The following is a 23,964-nucleotide window of genomic DNA, read 5'->3' on the forward strand; positions in this document are numbered from 1 at the left end:
TCAAAATTAAAAGAGGTGGAAGCGATGAGTAATGTATTTGAAAGTAAATTAGATCCAGTAACATTTGAAGTATTGAAGAATGGTTTTGTTAATTTAGTAGACCAAATGTCCGAGCAAATTTTACGAACTTGTTATTCTTTCGTAATTTATAACCGTGATTTCAGTGTGGCGTTATGTGATGCAGAAGGTAATACAGTTATGCAAGGAACACAAGATATTTCCGTTCACGTTGGTACGCTACATTTAACAGCAAAAGCGATTTTAGAAGATTTCGGTGATGATATTCATCCTGGAGATGTATTCATTATTAATGATCCATATCGTGGTGGTACACATTTTAGTGATACACGTGTTCTTCGTCCAGTATTCTACGATAATAAATTAATCGCATTCATGCAATTGAATGGACATTGGGCTGATATGGGTGGTTCTGTACCAGGTTCATTTGATGTTAATTCGAAAGATCATTATGGAGAAGGAATGAGAATTCCACCACTACGTATTTGGAGTAAAGGAACATATTTACATGATGTTGCGAATGTGCTTGTTTCCAATATGCGTCTTCCAGAAGAGCGTTTAGGTGATCTTCGTGCTCAAGCAGAAGCGGCTAAAGTGGGAGAAACACAATTAATCGCTCTTATTGAGAAATACGGTATAGATACAATCTTAACGGCTTTTGCCGAAGTACAAGATTATGTGGAAAGATTAACTCGTGCGAAAGTAGCGGCACTTCCTGACGGTGTATGGGAAACAACAGATTATATTGATATGGACCCAGAGCTTGGTGATGGTTTAATTCCTATTAATGTAAAAATGGAAATCAAGGGCGATGAAATCTTCTACGATTTGAGTGGTTCTCATGAATACATTGGCTGTTTCTTGAATTCAGCATTCGGTTCATCACTGTCTGCGGTTTACGCCGGAACAAAAACGTTTTCTCCGGATATCCCATTAAACTCTGGATTCTACCGTGTTGTTCATGTTGAACTGCCGGAAAATTCAGTTGTAAATGCGCCATGGCCAGTTGCCGTAACAGGTTTCTGTTCAGGTTCATATGAGAAAATTATGAATGCTTGTTTTGAATTATGGTCGCACGTAATGCCGGAAAGAGCACTAGCTTGTTCTTTCAATCTCGAATACTTGTTAATTGGTGGTCATGATAAGCGCCCTGGATACGATAATTATTTCATGTGGTATGACTGGATGGCTGGCGGTCATGGTGGTCGTAGTAATCAAGATGGTGCGAATGCGTTATCTCCAGTATTCGGAGTTGGCTTAAGCATTCAACCATGTGAAGGGCAAGAACGTTTGTCTCCTGTTATTACAACAAAGCATGAAATTGTAACGGATTCAGCGGGTCCTGGTAAATTCCGTGGAGGCTGTGGTATTGAAAAAGGTGGTATATTAACAAATGCGAAGGAAACAGTTATGTCTTACTGCTGTGACCGTTCTCGTTCTGTAACATGGGGCATCTTTGGAGGATTACCTTCTACTCCACATGGTGCATGGTTAAATAAAGATAGTGAAGAAGAGCAATTCTTGGGAACTATCTTCTCTAATATTAAATTGAAGCAAGGCGATTCGTTTACAAGACCATCTGCTGGTGGTGGTGGACTTGGTGATCCACTTGAACGTGATCCGAAAGATGTATTAGAAGATGTAATTGATGAATATGTTTCAATTGAACGTGCAAAGAAAGATTATGGTGTAGTTATTAATGAAATTGATAGAGAAATAGATTTATTCGAAATCGATGAGCAGGCTACCCAAGTTGAAAGAGAATTTATCCGTAACGCTCGTGTAGGCTGGTTATCAGAAGATGTAGACACAGTTATGGAACAGTACAATAACGGTAGCATTGATCAGCTTGATCTTATTCGTAAATATGGAGTTATTATTGATTTAGCAACAAATAAAGCACTTGAAAAATCAACTGAACAAAACCGAAATATGCTACAAAAACGTTCTTTAGCGTACTGGAGCTAAAATATAAAAAAACTAGCTATTCATGTTATATGGGTAGCTAGTTTTTTATTATCTAGCTTCAGCGCCCAGCTCCTAGTGTGCTTACGGTTTTCCTCCCTACGATAAGTCAACATCGAATCGACTTGCGTCTCTTCGTGTTTCCTTTATCTAAAGGAAGTGGGCTCCAGCACATACGGAGCTAAACAGGGTGCTTGCGCTTTTCTTATTAGTTTTTTAAATATAGGGATTACAGTGTAAAACTTAATAAAATAGGTTTCATTGTCATTTGTTAGGGTATGTAATTACTATATTTACAAAATTATTGCTGTTCTTACAATAAAGTGAAATCTTACTCGATGTGGACGGATTATTTTTAGGCTCAAAAATTCAGCTAACGAGCGTATTTTTGATTATTCACTTAATCTCCAAATAAACGCCTATATTTCGCCTTTATTTTAAAGTAGGATTCATACTAACGGTTTGAAATAGAAAAAAGGTCTAAATTCTTTAACCTTTGAATATTTGTAAGAATACACTGTATCAAGTTATAGAAAAGGAATGATGTTATTATGGAAAAAAAATATTGTACACATTGTAGAAGACTGTCAATAGAAGGGCAAGTTTGTGATGGTTGTGGAAAGACAGATTTTCAAGCAATAGTTATTTCAGTACAATCTTCCAAGCAATTTAAACGTAACCCTTCAAATGAAAATTTCTCAGAATAAAACGATTCTATTGGGAAAAGTTTGAATGTTATCTATATTGAAAGCGGGGTATTTTGGTATGAAGTGTGGTAAGGGAGGGAAGACGCTCTGAAGAGAAAAATCAGTCATTCACAAAAAGAATTTCTTGAAAGAGAATTGCAATATTTAAAAGATCAACATGCAACAATTGAGATGGATTCATTGGAACAGTATTATGTTGTTGAAAATCAGCAAAAACAAGTATCTTGGCATACTTTTCTATGGATTGGCGCTGTTCTTGTGGGAATTGGTTTTTTAACATTCATTGCGTCTAACTGGTCGGCTTTATCAGCTTTAGTAAAATACTTATTTATTTTCTTTGGTGTAATAGGTTTCTATGTAGCAGGACGTGGAACAGAGAACAGTCTGCCGAGAACGGCTAGGAGCTTCTATTATTTGGGGGGCTTTTTATTTGGTGCAGGCATCTTCTTGGTTGGTCAGACATTTCATCTAGGTGGAGCTGTTTATACGGCTTTTCTATTTTGGGCAGTAGGGATTATTCCGTTAGCTTATTATTTAAAAGATCGAGTTGTACTAGGTTTAGCCATCATATTTTTACTATTTTATAGCTTGCAAATATATGGACAAGGAGAATTACCTCTTGCATTACTTGTCATTGTCCCGCTTATTTATTACATCAATCATACAACTATGTACAAATCTTCGGCGTTATTCTTTTTAAATTCTATATTACTTACACATTTTCTACATTCTGCATTATGGCACTTCGGCGTAAATCAATTCGTTATAGTGCTCTTGTTATTTGTGTTAGGAATTATCATCTGTTGGCGTGCATTTGCAGCCTATAAAGAAGCTATGTCAACGTTTGGATATATTCTACATGGTGTTTATGGAATTGTGTTAACGATGCCTTCTGTGTGGGAATATGTATTCTCTCCTGCTGTTTCACAAATCTTAGCCATTATATTTGCCATTATATATGGGCTTTCTATAATTCTATTAATACGAAAAGGAATATTGCTTCCTATTGTAATTTTATGTGGATTAATTACTCGCTTCTATATTGATATATCGTATGACTTTTTGCCAAAAAGTTTATTTTTTATTTTGGGAGGAGCCTTACTAATCATATTCGGAATCTGGTTTGAAAGAAGTCGGAGAGGAGAGACAAAAGCATGAAGCCAAGTCTAAAAAAGTTTTTGTTAATCCTAATCGTGCCTTTATTAATTCTTCTAGGTATGGTTATCAAACCTGTTTCTGCTTATATGTTTGGTGAGAGAATAGTGTTGGAAACAATACCTGTAGATCCTACCAGTCTATTTTACGGTGATTATATGTCATTACAATTGAAAATAAGTGAAGTTCCAAAAGAGCTACTATCAGAATCGTTAATGAAAGAGCTAATTAGCCATAGAAGTGATGAGTATTCGTTGTTTTCTAAGACAATACCGGTTTATACCGCTCTTGAGAAAAAAGGAGATATATACAGGGCGAAGGCAGTATCTTTAGATAAGCCGAAGAATGGTTTATATTTAAAAGGGAAAATAAATTCGTACATTTTACAATATGATCAACAGAACCTTTATGTTGATTATGGAATTGATCGATATTATGTGGAAGAGAATACAGGGAAAGAAATCGAAAATCACGCACAACAAGGTAATATAAAAGTAGCTTTGAAAATTAAAAATGGATATGGATTAATTGATGGGCTAGTCTACTAATGAAAACGAGGCTGAAGCTGTCCTAAAAGCATTTTTAATCACTTTAGGACAGCCATTTTACGTTTTTCTTTTTTAGAAATGAATCGTTTGTGATTCAATCCCATTTTATCTACTGGAGTACAAAGCTGATTTGTGGCGCTTTTCATTATGCTGTTATTAAAAAAGTAGTACAAACCATAGCATTGGTTTGTACTACTTTTTGTTGTTTTTGCATTGCTTTGGAGCGAAATTAGTGGTTAGTGATGATATTTTATAATTTGGGAATGCCCTGACTAGCGTTTTTCAACCATTAAAATGATGGTAAAGCTACCTACTGAAGTTAGATGAATGGGAAGGGAAAGGCCTTTATCAAATTGGATTATTTGATTTTGATCAATGAGTAATGATGGTGGCGTGATATCCATGTCCATTCCTGTATTTGCAATGGATGTAGCTAAATTACCAGCTATCATATTACCTAGTTCACCTGTAAAAGAGTCCAACATTTCTCCTTCTAAAGACATACCAAACATTGCTTCACCAATCTTACTAAATACATCTTCATTTCCTTCTATGATAAGACGCCCTTGTAAGCTGCCTGTTATTCCAATTAATACTCCTTTATCTGTTCGCGTAAACGGCTGTTGAATAACAGATGGTTTATCAATTCCTATTGAGACAGGAATAACGGATTTAACGGATTCTATTGTACCATTTAATACAATTGTGATACTTGTATTGATTGTCATCTTATTCCTCCGTGTGTATTTTTTTTCACAATGATAAAAATATATAACTAATAAATTACTAATAATAACAATTAATACATTTTTTATAGGTCTTATTTATCATAAAACAAATGAGTATAAAATAACACTAAAATTTCTGAAAAAATAACGAAATTAAATTTCATTTTGTGGTTGATAATGATTATCATTTTTGTTATGATAAAGACATCGAAATGATAATGACTATCAATGAGAAAATAGGAAGGTGATTTTCATGGTTACGGTTTTTGTTGCTTTAACTGTTGGTGTATATTCTGGTGTAATGGTATATGTATTGAAAAATGTTGGCAAACCTGCTCATGTAACAGTAGATCATCAATAAGAAAATTTACATATGGTTAAATGAACTATATATATTAAATTTTAGAATAATTTTTAAATATTTAAGATAAAGCCAAGTAAGTATGTACTTGGCTTTTTTTGCTTGTTATAGTAATCATTTTTTCATGGATTTCTCATCTATTGGATGGAGAATGAGGTTAATTCAGAAAGATATACAATAAAATATTTGGCATAAAGATAGGAAAGAAATGAAAAATGTTTTACAATAAGAGAAAAATAATTGGGGAACAAGGGGATTGATTCATGATTAAAACACCAACGAATCAGACAGGAGTATTATCTATTCTAACTGAAATTTACAAAACTTTCGGAAAGAATAAAGATACCGATCATATGGAAAAGATGAAGCAGCTCATCAAAAAAGCAGAAGAGCAAGAAGTACAATTAGCGTTCTGTGGTCATTTTTCAGCTGGTAAATCGAGTATGATTAATTACCTAATGGGAAGTCAAATATTACCTTCTAGTCCGATTCCAACAAGTGCTAATATTGTAAAGGTTAAAAAGGGGAAAGAAGCAGTAAAGGTTCATTTCTTTGATGGAAAGCATTCGATTTTTGAAGGGCAACATGATATGAAAGACATCAAAGCATACTGTAAAGAAGGAGAGCAAATCAAGTCAATACATATCTATTCGGAGCAATTTCCATTGCCAGAAGATTGTGCCGTATTAGATACACCGGGTATTGATTCAACAGATGATGCTCACCGAGTTTCAACCGAGTCTACGCTACATTTAGCGGATATCGTGTTGTATGTGATGGATTATAACCATGTGCAATCACAAGAAAATTTCATGTTTGCGAAGAAGATGAATGAAGCTGGCAAGAAGTTATATTTAGTAGTTAACATGATTGATAAGCATGATGCTTCTGAATTAAGCTTTGAAGCGTTTCAAGATTCAGTAGCGAATTCGTTTGCACAATGGAACATTGAAATTGAAGGGATTTTCTATACATCATTACGTCAGCTAGACTTACCAAACAATCAAATTGAAGAAGTTAAAGAATATATTCATGAACGTATTAAATATGAAAGAGCACATTTAAATGAGTCTATTCTTCAGTCAGCGGAGCAGTTAATTAAAGACCATCTTCTATATTTACAGCAGCAACGTGAAGAAGAGATTGAACAGGCTGAAGAAGTTCTTGCACCATTAGATGAAAGTGAACGATTAGCTATTGTTCAAGAGTTACGAAATAGTGAAGAAAAGCAAGCTGAACTTAAAGCATTTCCTGATGAATATCACTTACAAATGATTTCAGAATTAAATGAGCTTTTAAAGAGTGTTTATTTACTTACGGCAGATAATCGTGAAACAATTCGTATTTTCTTAGAATCGCAGCAGGCTAATTTTAAGGTAGGTATGTTTTTTGCGAAGAATAAAACAGAAGCCGAACGTACTGCAAGAGCTAACCAACTGTTAAAGGAATTACAGGAAAGAACGAAAACGCAATTAGACTGGCATGTGAAGGTATTTGCTGCGAAATGTTTAAAAGATGCAAAAATTGATTCACACGAACTAGAAACGAAAGCACAAGAATTTAATGTACTAGTAGATATTGATGAAATTAAACAAATGGTGATGAATCATAGTGATATATCAGGTGAATATGTGCTCCTTTTTAGTCAACGAGTAGCTGATTTAATGAATAAAAAAGCAAAAGATCAAATGCTTCAATTTTTTGATGAAGTGAAGCCGTATATTATTGATCAGCAACAAGAAAGCCTTGAAGAGGTTCAAGCGGAAATCAATCGATTAAAGCATTTTGAAACTGCTTTATCATTTTTACAAGGTGTAAAGCAGGAAGAAGAGCGTTTAAGCAAGCTATTTAAAGACATTGTGAATGGTGATGGCTTAGATAGTGAAGAAAGTGTAAATGCCCTTTTAGAAGAGTTTCATAGAGAAGAAAGAAATAGTGAAATTCAAATGGAAGCGAAAATTAAGAAAGAGTCATCTGCTTCTGTGCAAAATCAACAAGAAGAGTTAATGGAACTGTCTGATGTTGAACCAACTTCACTTGAAGGAAAAGAAGGCTTACAAAAATGGAGTGAACGATTAACTTCTTCAGCACAGCAATTGCGTGATGTTAAAGGTTTCTCATCTATTGTACATGAGCTTGAAGAAAAAGCAGAACGAATGAAGAATCAAACATATACCATCGCTTTGTTTGGTGCGTTTAGTGCTGGGAAATCGTCGTTTGCAAATGCGTTATTTGGAGATAAAGTGTTACCGGTATCTCCTAATCCTACGACAGCTGTTATTAATAAAGTAATGGCTGCAGGAGAAAATCAAAAGCATCGCACAGCAAAAATTAAATTAAAAAGTGTGGACATGTTACTTGAGGATGTGCGCATGGCTTGTAAGCAATTAAACTTTGATCCTGCTACTTTAGAAGAGGCATTTGATTTTGGAAACCGTCTTCATGAAATCAAAATTAGTGGCGATGGAAAAGAAAAAGCACATTTATCTTTTGTTGCGGCATTTCATAAAGGCTATCCATTATTGAAAGATAAATTAGGTCAAGAGTTTGTAGTAGAATATGATGAATATACAGGATTTGCTGCTGATGAATCGAAATCATGTTTTGTAGATGAAATTGTCTTATACTTCGATTGTGATTTAACGAAGAAAGGCATTGTACTGGTAGACACTCCAGGTGCAGATTCTATTAATGCTCGTCATACAAATGCAGCGTTCCATTATATTAAAAATAGTGATGCAATTCTATTTGTTACGTATTATAATCATCCGTTTGCAAAAGCAGACCGTGAGTTCTTAATACAGTTAGGTCGTGTAAAGGATTCCTTTGCGATGGATAAAATGTTCTTCATTTGTAATGCGATTGATTTAGCTCAAACTGAAGAAGAGCTTTATGAAGTAACACAATATATTAAAGGGCAATTAGAAGGCTTTGGAATCCGTTTCCCTAGATTGTATCCATTATCTAGTAAAGAAGCACTTCAAGAACAAAAAGAAGGCTATGAATTCAAGCATTCTTTCTTAAAAGGTAGCGGTATGGATGCTTTCCAACGAGCATTCTCGTACTTTATTCAGCATGAATTAGTTGATTTAGCTTGTACTTCCGCTCAATCGGCTATTCGAAGAGCGGCTACTTTACTACAAGAAATCATTACAGCAGCAACTGCTTCTGTTGAAGAAAAACAAGAACGATTACAAAAAATTCAAAGTGAATATGCTCAACTTCAAAGTGACCTTCAAGCAAGTCGTTCGGATATCGAGGAACAAAAGTTGATTAAAGAAGCTGATGAATTAATTTACTATATTAATCAACGTGTATTCTTACGTTTTTCTGATTTCTTTAAAGAATCATTTAATCCAGCCGTTATTAAAGATGACGGTAGAGATTTAAAAGAAGCATTGCGAATAGCTTTAAGAGAGTTATTAGAAAGTATCGGTTTCGATTTTGCACAAGAAATGCGCGCTACATCACTTCGTTTAGAAAATCAAAATAGAAAATTAGTAAAAAATAAGCAGGATCAATTGAGTAAAATCATTGCTAAAACGTGGAATACAGTAGAAGTTGGAGAATACACTATTGGCGATAATGAAGTGCCTCAGTATAATCCAGCGTTCGGTCAATTAACAGATCAGGAATTTAAGAAAGAACTATCTTTATTTAAGAATCCAAAAACGTTCTTTGAAAGAAATGATAAGCAAAAAATGGCTGATGCTTTACAAGAAGCTTTACAGACGCCGGCACATGATTATTTACAAGCTGAAGGCTCAAAAGCAAAAGGTTATTATTCAGACATATTGCAAAATGAATTACAAAACATGCAGAAACATGTTGAGAAAGCGGTAGAAGACGTATATATTAGTCATACGTCCGTATTACAAGAGCAAGTTGATGTAGACTTCTATCAAAATAAAGAAGATGCATTAAAAAAATATTTAGAAGCATAAGATGGTGGACAATAGGTTTTGTAACAGGGAGTGTTAGCAGATGTTTATAGACAAGGAATGGTTAAAAGATCAATTGGCTAATCCACAAATTCGGATTGTAGATTGCCGCTTTCATTTACAACAGAAAGAGTTAGGGCGACAACAATATAATCAAGATCATATTCCTGGAGCTGTGTATTTTCATTTAGAGAAAGATTTATCGAGCGCAGTCAAAGAGCATGGTGGACGTCATCCTTTACCAGATTTAGAAGATTTCAAGAGAACATTAGAACAAGCTGGCATAAAGAATGATGATATGATTATTGCTTACGATGGCGGGGATGTAGCCTTTGCCACACGTTTCATGTGGATGATGAAATATGTAGGACATGAGCAAGTGTTTGTATTGAATGGTGGTTATAATCAATGGAAAGAGGCTGGTTTTCCGACGGAACAAACAGTGCCAACTTATCTTGAGTCTAGCTATCAATTAAATATTCAAGCACAAATTTTAGCTCATTATGAAGAGGTAAAGGAATATTCACAATCACCGAATGATAATAAAATTCTGATTGATTCACGCGACTATAACCGTTATGCAGGCAAAGAAGAACCTATTGATAAGAGACCAGGGCATATTCCTAATGCGATTAATTATCCATTTATGAAAGGTATTGAAAATAGTTGTTTATTAAGTAAGGAAAAGCAACAAGAACGTTTTCAAAATCTCGATGATAAAAAAGAAATAATCGTCTATTGTGGTTCTGGTGTAACAGCGACTCCGAATTACTTTGCATTGAAAGAAGCAGGTTTTGAAAATGTGAAGGTTTATATCGGTAGTTACAGTGATTGGGTATCATATGATGACAATCCTGTAGAAGTTGAAGAAGCGTAATGAAAAAGGGGCTGTCCTAATTGTGATTGAAAATCACTTTTAGGATGCCCTTTTTTGACTAGATAAGAAAGATAAAATTTTGCATAGTGTCTAACCTTACACCTGCTATGCTCGGAAATAAGCCAACCCGTTTTGAAAACCAAGAGCGGGTTTTCAAGAACAGCTTGTCTTATTTCTGCCGCATAGCTCTTTTTCGATTTGGAGTAAATCAAGGAGCGTAGACATCAATCAAAAAAGACCGGTGACGGTTTTTCTTAACTTAACCTTTAATATCAATACTATTTCCTAACGTTGGATGTGGTGTCATTGTTTCTAGTAGCATGGTAACATTTTGTTCAGAAGTGTCCATTGCTTTCTTAGTTAGTGCGATGCCAACATTTTGAGCTAGTTGAGCTTGATTTAATGAAATAGAAAGAGCTGCAATATCCAAAACAATTACCTCCTTTTTCTTATTATCGGTTTAGGATAGAATTTTTTAATTCCGTTCAAATCGGCTCTAAGATTCATGCTTTAAGATGTAAGTACAACACTAGTAAGAATCCAATTGTCTCTACTATTGTTTGGTGAAAGAAACAAAACCCCACCGAGCAAGTTTCACTTTATTTCGGCATAGGTAGTTTTACTGTGCTACAATAATAAAACAGAATTTTTTTGAGGTGAAAATAATGTTGAATAATAGTAATAAATCTTCGTTTATGCTAGTAGATGGGATGGCGTTATTATTTCGTGCTTTCTATGCTACAGGTATGACGGGGCAGTTTATGATTAATTCTAAAGGTGTTCCAACGAATGGTGTACAAGGATTTTTAAAGCACTTATTGTTAGCGGTAGATCATTTTAATCCTCATCATGTAGCTGTATGTTGGGATATGGGAAGTAAAACTTTTCGAACGGAAATGTATCAAGAATATAAGGGGAATCGCAGTGCTCCACCTGTTGAGATGATTCCGCAGTTTGATTTGGCAAGAGAAGCAGTGGAAGCTTTTGATATTCCAAGCTTTGGTATAGAAGGATTTGAAGCGGACGATTGTATTGGTACTATCGCTAAGGCGCATCAATCAGATTATCATATGGGAGTTTTAACTGGCGATCAAGATTTACTTCAATTAATTGATGAAAATATTTCTGTTATTTTATTAAAAAAAGGATATGGAAATTACGATATTCATAATGAGGAAACTTTCTTTGAATGGAAGGGTATAAAGCCAGATCAAATGGTCGACTTAAAAGGTTTAATGGGTGATTCATCAGATAATTATCCTGGTGTAAAGGGAATTGGAGAAAAAACTGCCATTAAGCTACTACAGCAGTATGGCTCTATTGAAGGTATTCTAGCTAATTTACCAATGCTAACGAAAACGCAACGTACTAAAATTGAGTCTTCATTAGATATGTTACACTTGTCTCGTCAATTAGCATCGATTAAATGTGATGTCCCACTACAATGTAACGTAGAGGATGCACGTTTACAATTCGATGAAGAAAAAGTAGTTCATATGTTAAAACAGCACGAATTAAAAAGTTTGTATTCACGATTTAAGTAGAAGGAAAACGGACGCAAATGAAAGGGTTGCCTGTAATTATGAATGTGGAAGAGTATATTGAGCATTTAGGATACAAAGGTTTTTCATTTGGAGATGACGCTCAAGGTTTTATTTATTTTGGCAAAGAACTCACAGGAGCTACCGATGCTCTAGTGAATGCTGCAATAGAAATAACCTTAAAAGCTCAGAAGCGATTTGATGGGAGCTTCTATATTTCACTATTAGAGGCGTTAAAGCAAAATAATATCAAATCACGAAAGCAAGCATTACAATTCGCGGAGAAAACGAAGTTACTTATATAAAGTGGAAAATTTTGTTCGATTGAGAACATCTAAAAAAGCGTCCTAAAGGTGATGGTAATCACTTAAAGGGCGCTTGTTTTAAAAGATAAGATATTTAGAATTTTGTATGGTGTCTAACCTTACACCTGCCACACTCGGAAATAAGCCAATTCGTTTTGAAAACCAAGAGAGGGTTTTCAAGAACGAATCGTCTTATTTCTGCCGTGTGTCTCTTTTTTGATTGGCTGTATATCAAGGAGCGTAAGCGTCAATCAAAAAAGACCGGTGACGGTTTTTCTTTAAAAGATAAGAATGTATATAAATTTGTGCTGTGTCTAGCTCCAGCGCCCAGCGACTAGTAGATTTCGCCCATCTCCCTACGATAAGTCAACACGAAAAAGGCTACCGCCTCTTCGTGTTTCCTTTATCTCAGTCGAAGTGCTCCAATCTATACGTCGCAAAACGGGCGCTTGCGATTTTCTTATGATTCAATTGAAGATCCTTCGGCAATGGGCTGTTTCTTAACTGGTAGTTCTGCGAAAATGATACCTGCAAAAATGAGTATACAACCGATAAGCATAGTGGTTGTAAATGTTTCATTGATAACAAAATAAGAAGTAATTGCTGCGAAAACTGGTTCCATAGCAAAAATTAAAGCAACACGAGTTGGAGATGTGTAAGCTTGGAAGTACGTTTGTGCTAGAAAAGCGAAAGCTGTAGCCAATAGGGCAGTAATCAGCAATCCCATGATAACTTCTTTTTGGAATAGTACATCAATGCGATACATTTCTTTCGGGTTTTCCAGAAATAAGCTGACTACAAACGAAAAGACAGAAACGGTAAGAATCTGTACGATTGTTAACGGTAGTGCTTGAAAGTTTTTAGCATATTTACTTGTAGTGATAATATGCATGGCAAAACAAATGGCTCCTAATAGTACAAAGAAATCACCTTTACTAAATGCGGAAGCTTGTAGCATGGTAATCATGTATAAACCAATTGTTGCGCAAATAATTCCGATAATGACATTTCGATTAGGACGCATTTTTAATAAAAAGAACGAAAAGACTGGTACAAGAACGACACTTAACCCAGTGATAAAGCCTGTTTTTGCTGGTGTTGTATACAACAAGCCTAATGTTTGTAGCCCATATGCTAGAAATAGCCAAAAACCTAACATAGCTCCTGCTTGAATGGTTGCTTTATTAAATGTTTTGGCTTTTTTCTTCGTAAAAAAAATATAAAAAATAGCTAAAGCTACAAATGCGATAAAGAAACGAACAGCATTAAAGCTAAATGGTGTTAGAAATGATATCGCATCTTGCACCACTACAAACGTAGCTCCCCAAATGAGAACAACTAGGAGTAATGTTAAATCGGCTACCAATGATTTATTCAATCTGTTTCCCTTCCTTTTATGTCCCTTATTGCTTTACGAGCAAGTTCATCTGCTGATTTGTTTTGGGAACTAGGAATCCACTTAATGAAAAACAGTGGGATTTGTTTGGATAAGCTGACAGCTTGCTCTAATAAAGGGGCATATTTTTTATTCTTCGCAAATTCTTTTTCCATGGCTGACCAAATGGCTTGGGAATCTGTACGAAATGAAACAGTTTGCGCCTGTTTCTCGACGCAGATTTCTAAACCTTTAATAAGTGCCCAATATTCTGCCTCATGGTTTTCCATCATACCTAAAGGAATGGAATGCCGCTCTACTACTCCGTTTTCAATAATAAAAATGCCTGCTCCACTTGGACCAGGGTTACCCGCACTTGCTCCATCAATATATACTTCGATCATGTGTGAACCTCCAAATCTATAATATCAGTATATTTTAAAAACACAAAACATTATTATCCTTCAAAGGAATGTACATGGATAGTTTTCACTGGTTGCATATTTTCATTTATCCAGTTCAAACAGGTGCTAAGACTTCCACTTCAACAAGGCAGTGAAGGCACGTAGATGAGTAAGTGGGAGATCAAGCACCAGTAAGAACTAAGGTTGGTTCAACTAATAATCGGTGGGGGATCAAGGAAAACCCCCACCGATTAAAGTTTCACTTTATGTATGAAAAAAGATAGCTGATTAGTAGGTGACTAATTATGCTATCTTCTTTTATTGTTCTTTATAGTATAGACGTGAATTATGCTTCTTTCATCTCGTCTTTAAATTTAAATCGTTTCGCAATATATCCGAAAGGTGTATCAAGAACAGACACGATGAACTTCAATATATATGTCGTAATGAAGATTTCAATCCAAATGTGAAATTCATACTCACCAAGGAACGCGATACTTGTAAATACAAGAGTATCAACAAACTGACTTATTAATGTACTACCATTGTTACGAATCCAAAATTGACCGTCTGTTGGAAACTTTTTACGAAGCCATGTGAAGATACTTACATCTAAAAATTGACTCACTAAAAATGCAGCCAAACTTCCTAGGGCAACTCGTGGTAAAAGTCCGAAGATTGTCTCAAGTGATCCTTGTGCAAAGTCTGTTGTATGAGGTTTGAATAATAATACCATTTGCATAATAATTGTCATCGATAGAAGTGTGAAGAAACCTAACCATACGGCTTTCTTTGCTTCTTCTTTACCATATCGTTCATTAATGATATCAGTTGCTAGAAATGCACTAGCATACATAGCATTTCCTAGAGTAGCTGTTAAACCGAAAATTTCAACTGTCTTAACAACTTGTAAATTCGCTAAGATTGTTGCGCATCCAACCCATGCAAATAAACCCTTCTTACCAAAGAAACGATACATTAAAATAGCTAGTGTAAAGTTTACAAGGGTAAATAATAAACCAAAAATTTCATTAAACATGTTTTTCCTCCTAGTTTTGATAACGGGGGAGTTTACGAACCCCGGTGTTAAAAGTCATATTGAAAAATGGAGACAAACGTTGAATTAATACGGTTTTTACTTGTTTTTATATAGTAAAATCTACACTAGATTTACTTCTAAATAAGTAAAAAAATACGCTTAAATACGTAATAATTGTTACCAAGCTTCAATATGCATTACTCAATATTAATAGAAAAGATATTAAAGAACAATATATTATTTTTATGGTATATATTAGAAGCGTAACATTGTTTAAAATGTGAAATGAAAAAATGTACTCAGCGTTGGAATGGTATAGATTTATATATTCTCCTCCATCATGATAGTAATCCTTATTTACTCAAGATTTTTACTAACTTAATATTCGTTTTTGTTTATAATTAAGTATACGAGTATGTATGAATTAGACTCCAAATTTCATATTTCGTCAGGGGAAAATATAGGTTTTTTTACTCTTTTTATTTTACTCAAATTAGAGTACTATAAATTATATAAAAAGCCATAATCATACATATATGGTAAATAGGATTTGGAAGAGGGATAACGTTAATATTTAAAGGGAGGATAAAAAGTATGATTAAAGAAATTATTCCTGTTAACGAAATCACCAGATTCCAATCACGCACAGAAGAGTATTTTCCAATTGGTTGGTATAAGAAAATGTTACAAAAGAAGTCAGTGGTTTACCATGAAGAAACAAATACTTGGAATGCATTTAAGTATGATGATGTGAAACTAGTATTAAGTAATCATGAATTCTTTTCAAGTGAAGGGGATAGAACTACAATTTTTGTTGGTGATAGTAAAAAACATGAAAGAACATCACCTTTAACAAGTATTACAACTATAGACCCTCCACAACATAGAAAAAGTCGCTCGTTATTAGCAGCAGCTTTCACACCTCGTAGTTTGAAAGAATGGGAACCACGTATTCAACAACTTGCAAATGAACTTGTAGATCATATAAACGGAAATGAGGTTGTGAATATTGTTGAAGCACTTGCGGCTCCTTTCCCTAGTTTAGTTATTGCTGATTTGTTCGGTGTGCCAGTACAAAATAGAAAGCAGTTTAAACAATGGGTAGATATACTATTTCAACCATACGATAAAGATAGACTAAAAGAAATCGAACAACAAAAAGATAAGGCAGCGCAAGAGTATTTTCAATTCCTTTACCCAATTGTTGTTCAAAAACGTACAAATCTAAGTGATGATATCATTTCTGATCTTATAAAAGTAGAAGTAGATGGTGAACGATTATCAGATGAGGATATTGTTCAAGCAACCATGTTATTACTAGGTGCAGGTGTAGAGACAACTAGTCATGCAATTGCAAACACTTTCTATTCCTTACTATATGATGATGCATCAATCTATCAAGAGTTAAGAAATAATTTGGAACTAGTACCTGACGCAGTTGAAGAGATGCTTCGTTATCGTTTTCATATGTCAAGAAGAGATCGCACAGTGAAACAAGATAACGATTTACTTGGTGTTAAACTTAAAAAAGGTGACTCTATTATAGCGTGGATGAGTGCATGTAATATGGATGGGGATATGTTTGAGAATCCTTTTTCTCTTAATATTCATCGGGCGAATAATAAGAAACACTTAACTTTTGGAAGTGGGCCACATTTTTGTCTAGGTGCTCCTTTAGCACGTTTAGAAATGAAAATAGTGCTAGAAGCATTTTTACAAAAGTTTACTCACATTGAACCAATCGAAGGATTTGACTTAGAAAATAATTTAACTTCATCAGCTACGGGACAATCTCTGACTTCTCTGCCAATGAGAGTTTTTAAATAAGAATTATAATAGCTTTAAGAGAACAATAGTCTAGTACTTTTGTTCTCTTTTTTAGTTAACAGATTTCAAGAGAATTTACCGGTTTTAGAAATGGATATTAATGGAATGTGGGAGCGTATTGTTTACATTCCCATTAGGTTGTTCATAAATAAGATGATATAATACCGTTATTGTTATAAGAAGGATAAGGTGAATTTATGGATATGCAAAATGAAAATAGTAAAGATTTTATCTCAGAAGAAAATCAAGCGCTTTTAGATAAGCAAGGTTGGTTTTATCAATATGAAGAACTGGATGGCTCGGTTGCTAATATACATACACATGGATTAGCAGAGAACTTAAATCATATTGATCTTCAACTTGTACTAAAACTTGATAAAGAGATGGCAGAGATGTTACTTCATACAGTCATTGATAATATCGCGGAGGGCTATAAGTATCGAGAAGGACGCTCTGATCAAGTTATTGATGGAATTGAAGTGGAATTTAAGTTATTTGAGGAAAGTGATCGAATGGTATTACGATTAATTCTACCTGATGAAGAAGGGCGTTTCCCAAGTGATGAAGGATGTCAAGAGCCTTATAATAAGCAGTATGTTGTAATAGAGGATTAATAGGAAAGGAGGTTGTTTCGAAGTGGTATCAATCACTTTGAGACAACCTCTTATTTGATTTAAGCTCCAACTTTAAATTGGCTGCTAATACCATGTAGTTCTTCTGAAGCGGAGGATAAATCATATGTTAGCTGGTGTAACGCTTCCATTGAAGCATTCATTTCTTCAGTAGAAGCGGAAACTTGTTCTATTGCTGCTGCATTTTCTTCTGATGTTGCTGCAATGTCATGAATGGTATTTTTTATTTGTTTTTCTTTTTGTATCACTTTTTTCAGCTGCTCTTGCATAGAGTGAACATGTATATCGATTGTATCGATTGTAGATGCGATCTCTTCAAATGCTTTATTTGTTTGATGAAGTGTGTTTCTGCCACTATCAACGGTTTGTAGTCCAGACTGCAAGACCGTTATCATTCTTTGAGAGTTTGTATATACGTGTTTGAATATTTCGTTAATTTCACTTACTGATTGAGAGACTCCGACTGATAATTTTCTAACTTCATCTGCAACAACTGCAAATCCCTTGCCGTGTTCACCAGCTCTAGCAGCTTCAATAGACGCATTTAAAGCTAGGAGATTAGTTTGTTCAGCAATATCACTTATAAGCGACATCAATGAAGTTATTTCTTTATTTTGTGCTTCGACTTTTTTAACTTCTTCCACTGAATTCAAAACAATATTGTATATATCTTCCATTTGTTTGTTGTATAAATGAATCAAATCATTTCCTTGATGAGAATTGTGTAGTACTGCTGTCGTTAAATTTTGCAAGTAGTCACCTTGGTTATTTGTATCATCTATGAAACTAGTTAATTCATGCATGTCATTTGAAATATGTGTAGATGCATTTGCTTGAGATTCGGTACTCATAGCCATTTCATCCATAGACATAGATACTTGGCGTGTAACTTCATTTATTTCACAGAAGGTATTATTTAATGTAGTACTTTCTTCGTTTAATTTGGAAGACATGGAGACAATTTCTTTAATAATGGTTTCCAATGTATGTGTCATCTTTTGAATAATGGTATAGAGTTGTCCGATTTCATTCTTAGAAGAATACGTATTTTCTTTAAACATATGCTTTGCTTTGGCGAGCTCGCCAGATGTAATGGCTTTGGCAACATTGGTGAGATGAGTTAGCGGGTTAAGCTTTCTCGTAATATACATATAGACAATTACAAGAATAATAGCAGTAATAATAATAGAAATCGAAAATATAATAGGAATTGAGTTTTTTAAGACGTCTTTTTTTACAGAAGAGACAATTTCCGCTTTGGTATCGATTCCTAATATGCCGATTACTTTACCATCTTTGTTTTTAATCGGTGCAAAAGATGTCATATAGTCACCAAATTCAGCATCATTTATAATATCTGTGCTACTGGGTTCACCTTGTAATGCAGGCTCAATATCTTTCATTGATATGACTGTGTTCTTTTCTCCAATTGATATAGTATCTTCTGCTTTCGCTTCTCCATCAATCATATATTTAATCGTTCCGTTTTCTACTGCTAAGGTATACATATACATCGCACCTTGTTTTACCTTGTAATCAATTAGTTCATTCTGAAACTGCTTGTATGTCTTGTTTGTGACGGGGGTTTCTAGAAAATCCTCATACAGGCTTGAATCAAGCTCTGCTACAGTACGAGAGGCATTTAATAATCCTTGCTCTTTAAATGTTTGTTTAACAGAAATGGATGAATTATAGTATAGGACAGCTAAATTGATTAGTAGTAAAGTTCCAATTAATATGGATAGTAGAATGACTAAAGAATGCTTAATAGACTTCATTTTGATCACCTCATTAGAGAATATGTATGCTATTTCCCCTATTGTTTTAATGAAAATAGTAACATTGGTGGGAAAAAATGTCTACCTTGTGTGGTGTAAATGTATGAGTTTTCTGTAAATATGTTTATTCTTATGGATTTTGTGGAAGTAAAATAATTAAGATTTAAATTAGGAGGAAATGCTATGAGAAAAAATCCATATTTATTAACGTATTCAAAGGATGGTCAAGATTATTATAAATGGTTTGCCTCTGAGCAAGAAATGGATGCATTCATTGATGGTGATCAAACTATTAAGGTAATTGAAGGACTTCATATTAAGGAGTCAGAAACCGTAAGAGGATTTGTGATGGTAAGATAATAGATTGGAATAAAGCCTGGTAACGAATAGTTATCAGGCTTTATTATGAACTTTGTAACGTGAAGTTACTAATAATTCCCTGTGGGTATATACGATATTTCTATCCTAACGATAGTAGAAATAAGGTAAACTAGTAGTGGTAAATTAGCACTATTAGGAGTGTAGATAACATGCGTGTATTATTGACAGGAGCGAATGGTTTTTTAGGTAAGAGAGTAGCCAAAGACCTATTAAAAGAAGGTCATGAGTTATTATTGCTTGTAAGAAATGCGAAAAAACTAGATCGTTTTATGAAAGACATAATATGTGATCAACAAAAAGCAAATATACAAATTATTGAAGGTTATATAACATCTGGAAATTTAGGTTTAACTGAGGAAAAGATACAAAGTTTAGAAGGCAAAATAGATGCTATTTATCATATGGCAGCTCTTTTATCATTTGATGAGAAAGATGAAGCATTAACGTATGAAGTAAATGTTATGGGAACAAAGCATGTTCTCAATTTCGCTGTAAGAGTGCAATGCGAAAAGTTTCTATATGTTAGTACAGCTTATACTATAGGAAAAGAAACAGAAGGAGCAGAGGCCTTATATTCGCCAAATCGAGAATTTGTTAATAGCTACGAAAGAACGAAATGTGAAGCTGAGCATTTAGTAGTTTCTTATAGCAATCAAATATCTGTTGCTATTTTAAGACCAGCAATCATCATCGGGGATTCTGTTACAGGCCAAGCGGAAACGAGCTTTGGTTTATACGGTATATTAAAGAGTTTAAATGTTTTAAAACGAAAAATAAACAGAAAACCAGAACTACAAACGCTACCATTTCGTTTAATTATGGATTGTGAAGTAGCGTCAAATATTGTTCCAGTAGATTATGTATCCTCTGTGTTAGTTGCTGCTCTACAATATTGTGAAAATCGTGATATATTAAATATTACAAACCCAAATCCACCAAAACAAGATGCTGTTGTACAGTTGGTAAAAGGTTACATGGAACTTCCGAATCTAGGAATTGTGCATCCTGATTGTGAACATCAATTAAGAGATGATGAACGTGAATTTAATAAACCATTATCTGTATTCTCTAATTACTTAGGCCGTAATATTTATTTCCCATGTGAGAAAACAGCATATGTACTAAGACAAGCGAATAAGCCGGTTCTGGATATGAATGAAGAGATGTTGGAGAATATTATTAAAGGATTTATTGAGAAAAAATAAAAGAATGACTTATATATGAATGTGAGCCTTGATAAGAGGCTCTTTTTTTGCGTGATGTTTAACCTTACACCTGCCATGCTCGGGCCATAAGTCAATCTGTTTTGAAAATTAGGAGCGAGTTTTCAAGAACAGCTCGCCTTATGCCTGTCGCATGGCTCCTTTTTGCTTGGAAGTGAAGCAAGGAGTAAGAGCCAATCAAAAAGGACCGGTGCCGGTTTTTCTAATTTCAGTATATAAAACCAGCAATTGTAGTAAAATTAAATATAATATCATTTGAAGATACACGCATTAAAGAGGAAAGGGGTGCTGAATTACGATGAAAGTATACATGACTTGGACGTATAAACATGCGAAAAAACCATCCTGTACGTTTCAATCAGATTATTTGAGTGGAAGAGATGCGCTTATTATTTGTGAGGATTTAGAAAAGACGGGGAGAGCGCATCAAATTGAATTTTACGATGAAAGAGAAACGGTATGGAATAAGAAAGAATTGACGAAACTGCTTACAGAAATTAAAGAGGAGCCACAGGATATCGCTGTATACTTTGATGGTGGTTATATGAAGGATGAACGATTAGCGGGTCTTGGGGTAATTATTTATTACTCCCAAAATAATGTGGCGTACCGAAGAAGGCAAAATAAACGTATGGAACAATTAATATCGAGTAATGAAGCTGAATATGCGGCTTTTTATGAAAGTTTATGTATATTAGAAGAGATGGGGGTTCATCATCAAACATGTACATTTAAAGGCGACTCACATGTTGTGTTGCAACAGCTTTCGGGAGAATGGCCTTGTTTTGATGATCTTTTTAATTCATGGCTAGATCGAATTGAAGAGAAAATGAATAAGCTTGGCATTCATCCAATATATGAACCGATTTCTAGAAAGGAAAACAAAGAAGCAGATGCACTGGCTTCACAAGCATTAGAAGGGACTTCTATAAACAGTGTGATGAAGCTTGACTAATAAAGGGTGACACATGAATAGGAAACAAGAAAGAAAAATAGTTTTACAACAAATTGAAGAGACATTAACATTGTATTGTAATGGATGTTTTCTTTACAATCATCATAAGAAGGATTACGGTAGAACATACGCACATAAATATTGCTTGTCGTCCTGTACTGTTGGAGAGCGATTGAAAGACTTTGGTCAAAAGTTGAATATATGTGACAGATAACAGAATATCTAAAAAACATTGGTTTGTCAGGTAAAAACTGGTAGTATAAAAAGAAAAAAGAATGGTGTGATAGTATGTCACATAATAACGAATTTTCATTAGAGAAAAAAATTACTCCTCTAACACATGAAGAAATTGATCAACTACTGCTTAACTATCAGGATGAAGACTATGTTATGCCGCCATTTGAACCAAATTTAGTCGATAACATTATTAGAAGTGAAACATCGAAGATTGAAGAAATATCTAGAAATGTAGAAGAAGCTACTTTACAAATGTCTGAAATTTTTAAATTTGTGAAGAATAGAGATGAGATACCTATTGCTGAAATCAAAGAAGAAATTGTTCCTATGATTGAAATGGCTACAGATATTCCTCACGTGTTTCATTTATTCGATGAATTACAGCAAAAAGATGAATATACTTTTAGACATAATATATGTGTCGGTGTGATTGCGGGGTTAATTAGTAAGTGGTTAGGTATTAGTGAAGAAATACGAAGAGAAATAGAATTGGCGGGCTTGCTTCATGATATCGGAAAAACAAAAGTTCCACAATATTTATTACATAAAAAAACTCCACTAAATGATGTGGAATTTCAACAAATAAAGAAACACACTTTATATGGTTACGGATTATTACGTAGAACGAAGCATTTACCTGAAGGAGTAGCCATTACAGCTTTACAGCATCATGAAAGAGTGGATGGATGCGGCTATCCATTTCGCTTAAATGGTTCACAAATCCATCCTTATGCTAAAATTGTAGCAGTGGCTGATGTGTTTCATGCCCTTTCTTCTGAGCGGGCGTATCGACCGGCAATGCCATTTTATCAGGTTATTATGAAAATGCAGGATGAGGCTTCCGGGCGTTTCGATACAGAAGTTTTAATAGTTTTCATAACGAAAATGTTAGATTCATTAATTGGGAAGAAAGTAAAGTTAACAGATGGTAATGTAGGTACAGTTATATTAAATTCTCCATATCATCCAATATGCTCTTTAATTAAGTTAGAAGATAATCAAATAGTAGATTTACAGAAGAATAGACATTTGCAAATTGTGAGAGTTTTAAGAGAATAGTAATATTTCCGGAAGCTTGCTGAATCATTGTGATTTGGCAGGCTTTTTGTATGTTATACTTACCATGAATGTGAGGAGGAGGACAGAGATGATGAAGAGACAAATAAAGCCCATGAAAACTCCAAATACCACACATAGTTTAATAAAAGAATTTAGTGACTTAGGAATAAAGAAAGGTATGAGCATTATAGTTCATTCTTCTTTAAAGTCGTTAGGATGGGTATGTGGTGGTCCTATAGCTGTTGTAGAGGCACTTATGGAAGTAGTTGGTGAAGAGGGAACCATTGTTATGCCTACTCATTCATCGGATTTAAGTGAGCCATCTTATTGGGATAACCCACCAGTTCCTGAAGAATGGTGGGAAACTATACGTGCTGAAATGCCACCGTTTGATCCGCAAACTACGCCAACACTCGCAATGGGAAAAATCGTAGAGTGCTTTCGAACATATGAGGGAGTAGTGAGATCTTATCATCCAACCTGTAGCTTTGCAGCTTGGGGGAAACATAGTCATTATATAACTAGTGAACATTCACTAGCTTTTTCTTTATGTGAAGAATCGCCACTACAGAAATTATATAATCTTAATGCTTCTATATTATTGATTGGTGTTGGTTATGATAATAATACATCGTTACACTTAGCAGAATGTTTTGCTGATTCTTGTTATTCTTGTCAACAAGGATCACCCATCATTGAAAATAATGTACGTGTATGGAAAGAATATGAAGACTTTATATATGATGTGGAACCCTTCAATGAAATTGGATCTGAATTTGAAAAGAACTATCCAGTTTCCATAGGAAAAGTGGGTATGGCAGAATGCCGACTGATTCCACAAAAACCATTAGTAGACTTTGCTACGAAATGGTTACTAAAAAGAAAAATGGAATTCTTAAAATGAGGGG

Annotated in this window: 21 protein-coding genes; 15 read left to right on the top strand and 6 right to left on the bottom strand. The window is 34.4% G+C overall.

Annotation, left to right across the window (positions count from 1 at the left end; translation table 11 throughout):
- The first annotated feature begins 24 nt into the window (after positions 1 to 24).
- The 3 genes from TX86_RS04135 to TX86_RS04145 all read left to right on the top strand — a co-directional run bounded on the left by TX86_RS04135 (position 25) and on the right by TX86_RS04145 (position 4,393).
- Positions 25 to 1,986: a hydantoinase B/oxoprolinase family protein gene (locus TX86_RS04135; RefSeq protein WP_042346515.1), complete on the top strand. Its 1,962-nt coding sequence runs from the start codon at positions 25 to 27 to the stop codon at positions 1,984 to 1,986.
- Between the two features lie 839 nt (positions 1,987 to 2,825).
- A complete protein-coding gene (locus TX86_RS04140) occupies positions 2,826 to 3,848 on the top strand; it encodes a DUF2157 domain-containing protein (RefSeq protein WP_042346518.1) in 1,023 nt (340 codons plus the stop codon).
- Positions 3,845 to 4,393 carry a GDYXXLXY domain-containing protein gene (locus tag TX86_RS04145; RefSeq protein WP_042346520.1) on the top strand — a complete coding sequence of 183 codons (549 nt, stop codon included), beginning with the start codon at positions 3,845 to 3,847 and terminating at the stop codon, positions 4,391 to 4,393. Before TX86_RS04140 ends, TX86_RS04145 begins: the two co-directional genes overlap by 4 nt.
- 272 nt (positions 4,394 to 4,665) lie before the next feature.
- Here the strand turns inward: TX86_RS04145 and TX86_RS04150 are convergent, their stop codons facing one another.
- On the bottom strand, positions 4,666 to 5,121 hold the full coding sequence (locus tag TX86_RS04150) for a chemotaxis protein CheX (RefSeq protein ID WP_042346522.1): 456 nt from the start codon (positions 5,119 to 5,121) through the stop codon (positions 4,666 to 4,668).
- A 624-nt stretch (positions 5,122 to 5,745) separates the two neighbouring features.
- Here TX86_RS04150 and TX86_RS04155 point away from each other — a divergent pair.
- Positions 5,746 to 9,426, top strand: coding sequence for a dynamin family protein (locus tag TX86_RS04155; protein WP_042346524.1), 3,681 nt, complete (start codon positions 5,746 to 5,748; stop codon positions 9,424 to 9,426).
- A 40-nt stretch (positions 9,427 to 9,466) separates the two neighbouring features.
- Positions 9,467 to 10,300 carry a sulfurtransferase gene (locus TX86_RS04160; protein WP_042346526.1) on the top strand — a complete coding sequence of 278 codons (834 nt, stop codon included), beginning with the start codon at positions 9,467 to 9,469 and terminating at the stop codon, positions 10,298 to 10,300.
- 259 nt (positions 10,301 to 10,559) lie between these two features.
- Here TX86_RS04160 and TX86_RS26085 read toward each other — a convergent pair whose 3' ends face one another.
- Complete coding sequence (locus tag TX86_RS26085) at positions 10,560 to 10,730, bottom strand: YjfB family protein (RefSeq protein ID WP_081707554.1); 171 nt, start codon at positions 10,728 to 10,730, stop codon at positions 10,560 to 10,562.
- A gap of 235 nt (positions 10,731 to 10,965) precedes the next feature.
- On the opposite strand from TX86_RS26085, the gene TX86_RS04165 reads away from it, so the two are divergent.
- A complete protein-coding gene (locus TX86_RS04165) occupies positions 10,966 to 11,844 on the top strand; it encodes a 5'-3' exonuclease (protein ID WP_042346529.1) in 879 nt (292 codons plus the stop codon).
- Between the two features lie 17 nt (positions 11,845 to 11,861).
- Positions 11,862 to 12,146: a DUF6123 family protein gene (locus tag TX86_RS04170; protein ID WP_195892858.1), complete on the top strand. Its 285-nt coding sequence runs from the start codon at positions 11,862 to 11,864 to the stop codon at positions 12,144 to 12,146.
- 460 nt (positions 12,147 to 12,606) lie between these two features.
- Here the strand turns inward: TX86_RS04170 and TX86_RS04175 are convergent, their stop codons facing one another.
- The 3 genes from TX86_RS04175 to TX86_RS04185 form a co-directional block, all read right to left on the bottom strand.
- A complete protein-coding gene (locus TX86_RS04175; protein ID WP_042346532.1) occupies positions 12,607 to 13,524 on the bottom strand; it encodes a DMT family transporter in 918 nt (305 codons plus the stop codon).
- The gene (locus TX86_RS04180) at positions 13,521 to 13,925 is read right to left on the bottom strand and encodes a reverse transcriptase-like protein (protein ID WP_042346534.1); all 405 of its coding nucleotides are present in this window, start codon (positions 13,923 to 13,925) and stop codon (positions 13,521 to 13,523) included. Before TX86_RS04180 ends, TX86_RS04175 begins: the two co-directional genes overlap by 4 nt.
- A 346-nt stretch (positions 13,926 to 14,271) precedes the next feature.
- On the bottom strand, positions 14,272 to 14,964 hold the full coding sequence (locus tag TX86_RS04185; RefSeq protein WP_042346536.1) for a queuosine precursor transporter: 693 nt from the start codon (positions 14,962 to 14,964) through the stop codon (positions 14,272 to 14,274).
- Positions 14,965 to 15,558: 594 nt separating this feature from the next.
- Here TX86_RS04185 and TX86_RS04190 point away from each other — a divergent pair.
- Positions 15,559 to 16,791, top strand: a complete 1,233-nt coding sequence (locus TX86_RS04190; RefSeq protein ID WP_042346539.1) for a cytochrome P450 — start codon at positions 15,559 to 15,561, stop codon at positions 16,789 to 16,791.
- 197 nt (positions 16,792 to 16,988) lie between these two features.
- A complete protein-coding gene (locus TX86_RS04195) occupies positions 16,989 to 17,405 on the top strand; it encodes a DUF4262 domain-containing protein (protein WP_052343529.1) in 417 nt (138 codons plus the stop codon).
- A 59-nt stretch (positions 17,406 to 17,464) separates the two neighbouring features.
- Here TX86_RS04195 and TX86_RS04200 read toward each other — a convergent pair whose 3' ends face one another.
- Positions 17,465 to 19,201: a methyl-accepting chemotaxis protein gene (locus TX86_RS04200; protein ID WP_042346542.1), complete on the bottom strand. Its 1,737-nt coding sequence runs from the start codon at positions 19,199 to 19,201 to the stop codon at positions 17,465 to 17,467.
- A gap of 183 nt (positions 19,202 to 19,384) precedes the next feature.
- On the opposite strand from TX86_RS04200, the gene TX86_RS26580 reads away from it, so the two are divergent.
- The 6 genes from TX86_RS26580 (at position 19,385) to TX86_RS04220 (ending at position 23,960) form a co-directional block, all read left to right on the top strand.
- Positions 19,385 to 19,561 (top strand): hypothetical protein, encoded by a 177-nt coding sequence (locus TX86_RS26580; RefSeq protein ID WP_154663045.1) that lies wholly within the window; start codon positions 19,385 to 19,387, stop codon positions 19,559 to 19,561.
- 170 nt (positions 19,562 to 19,731) lie between these two features.
- A complete protein-coding gene (locus TX86_RS04205) occupies positions 19,732 to 20,787 on the top strand; it encodes an SDR family oxidoreductase (RefSeq protein ID WP_042346546.1) in 1,056 nt (351 codons plus the stop codon).
- A gap of 316 nt (positions 20,788 to 21,103) precedes the next feature.
- Entirely contained in the window at positions 21,104 to 21,760 is a 657-nt protein-coding gene (locus TX86_RS04210) for a ribonuclease H family protein (RefSeq protein ID WP_042346549.1), read from the top strand.
- Between the two features lie 13 nt (positions 21,761 to 21,773).
- On the top strand, positions 21,774 to 21,974 hold the full coding sequence (locus tag TX86_RS26090; protein WP_081707555.1) for a zinc-finger domain-containing protein: 201 nt from the start codon (positions 21,774 to 21,776) through the stop codon (positions 21,972 to 21,974).
- A gap of 74 nt (positions 21,975 to 22,048) precedes the next feature.
- Positions 22,049 to 23,056, top strand: a complete 1,008-nt coding sequence (locus TX86_RS04215; protein WP_042346551.1) for an HD-GYP domain-containing protein — start codon at positions 22,049 to 22,051, stop codon at positions 23,054 to 23,056.
- Between the two features lie 91 nt (positions 23,057 to 23,147).
- Positions 23,148 to 23,960 carry an AAC(3) family N-acetyltransferase gene (locus tag TX86_RS04220; protein ID WP_042350154.1) on the top strand — a complete coding sequence of 271 codons (813 nt, stop codon included), beginning with the start codon at positions 23,148 to 23,150 and terminating at the stop codon, positions 23,958 to 23,960.
- Positions 23,961 to 23,964: the final 4 nt, after the last annotated feature.

The organism is Bacillus massiliigorillae, from assembly GCF_000380245.2.
GTDB classification, from domain to species: domain Bacteria; phylum Bacillota; class Bacilli; order Bacillales; family DSM-1321; genus Bacillus_AD; species Bacillus_AD massiliigorillae.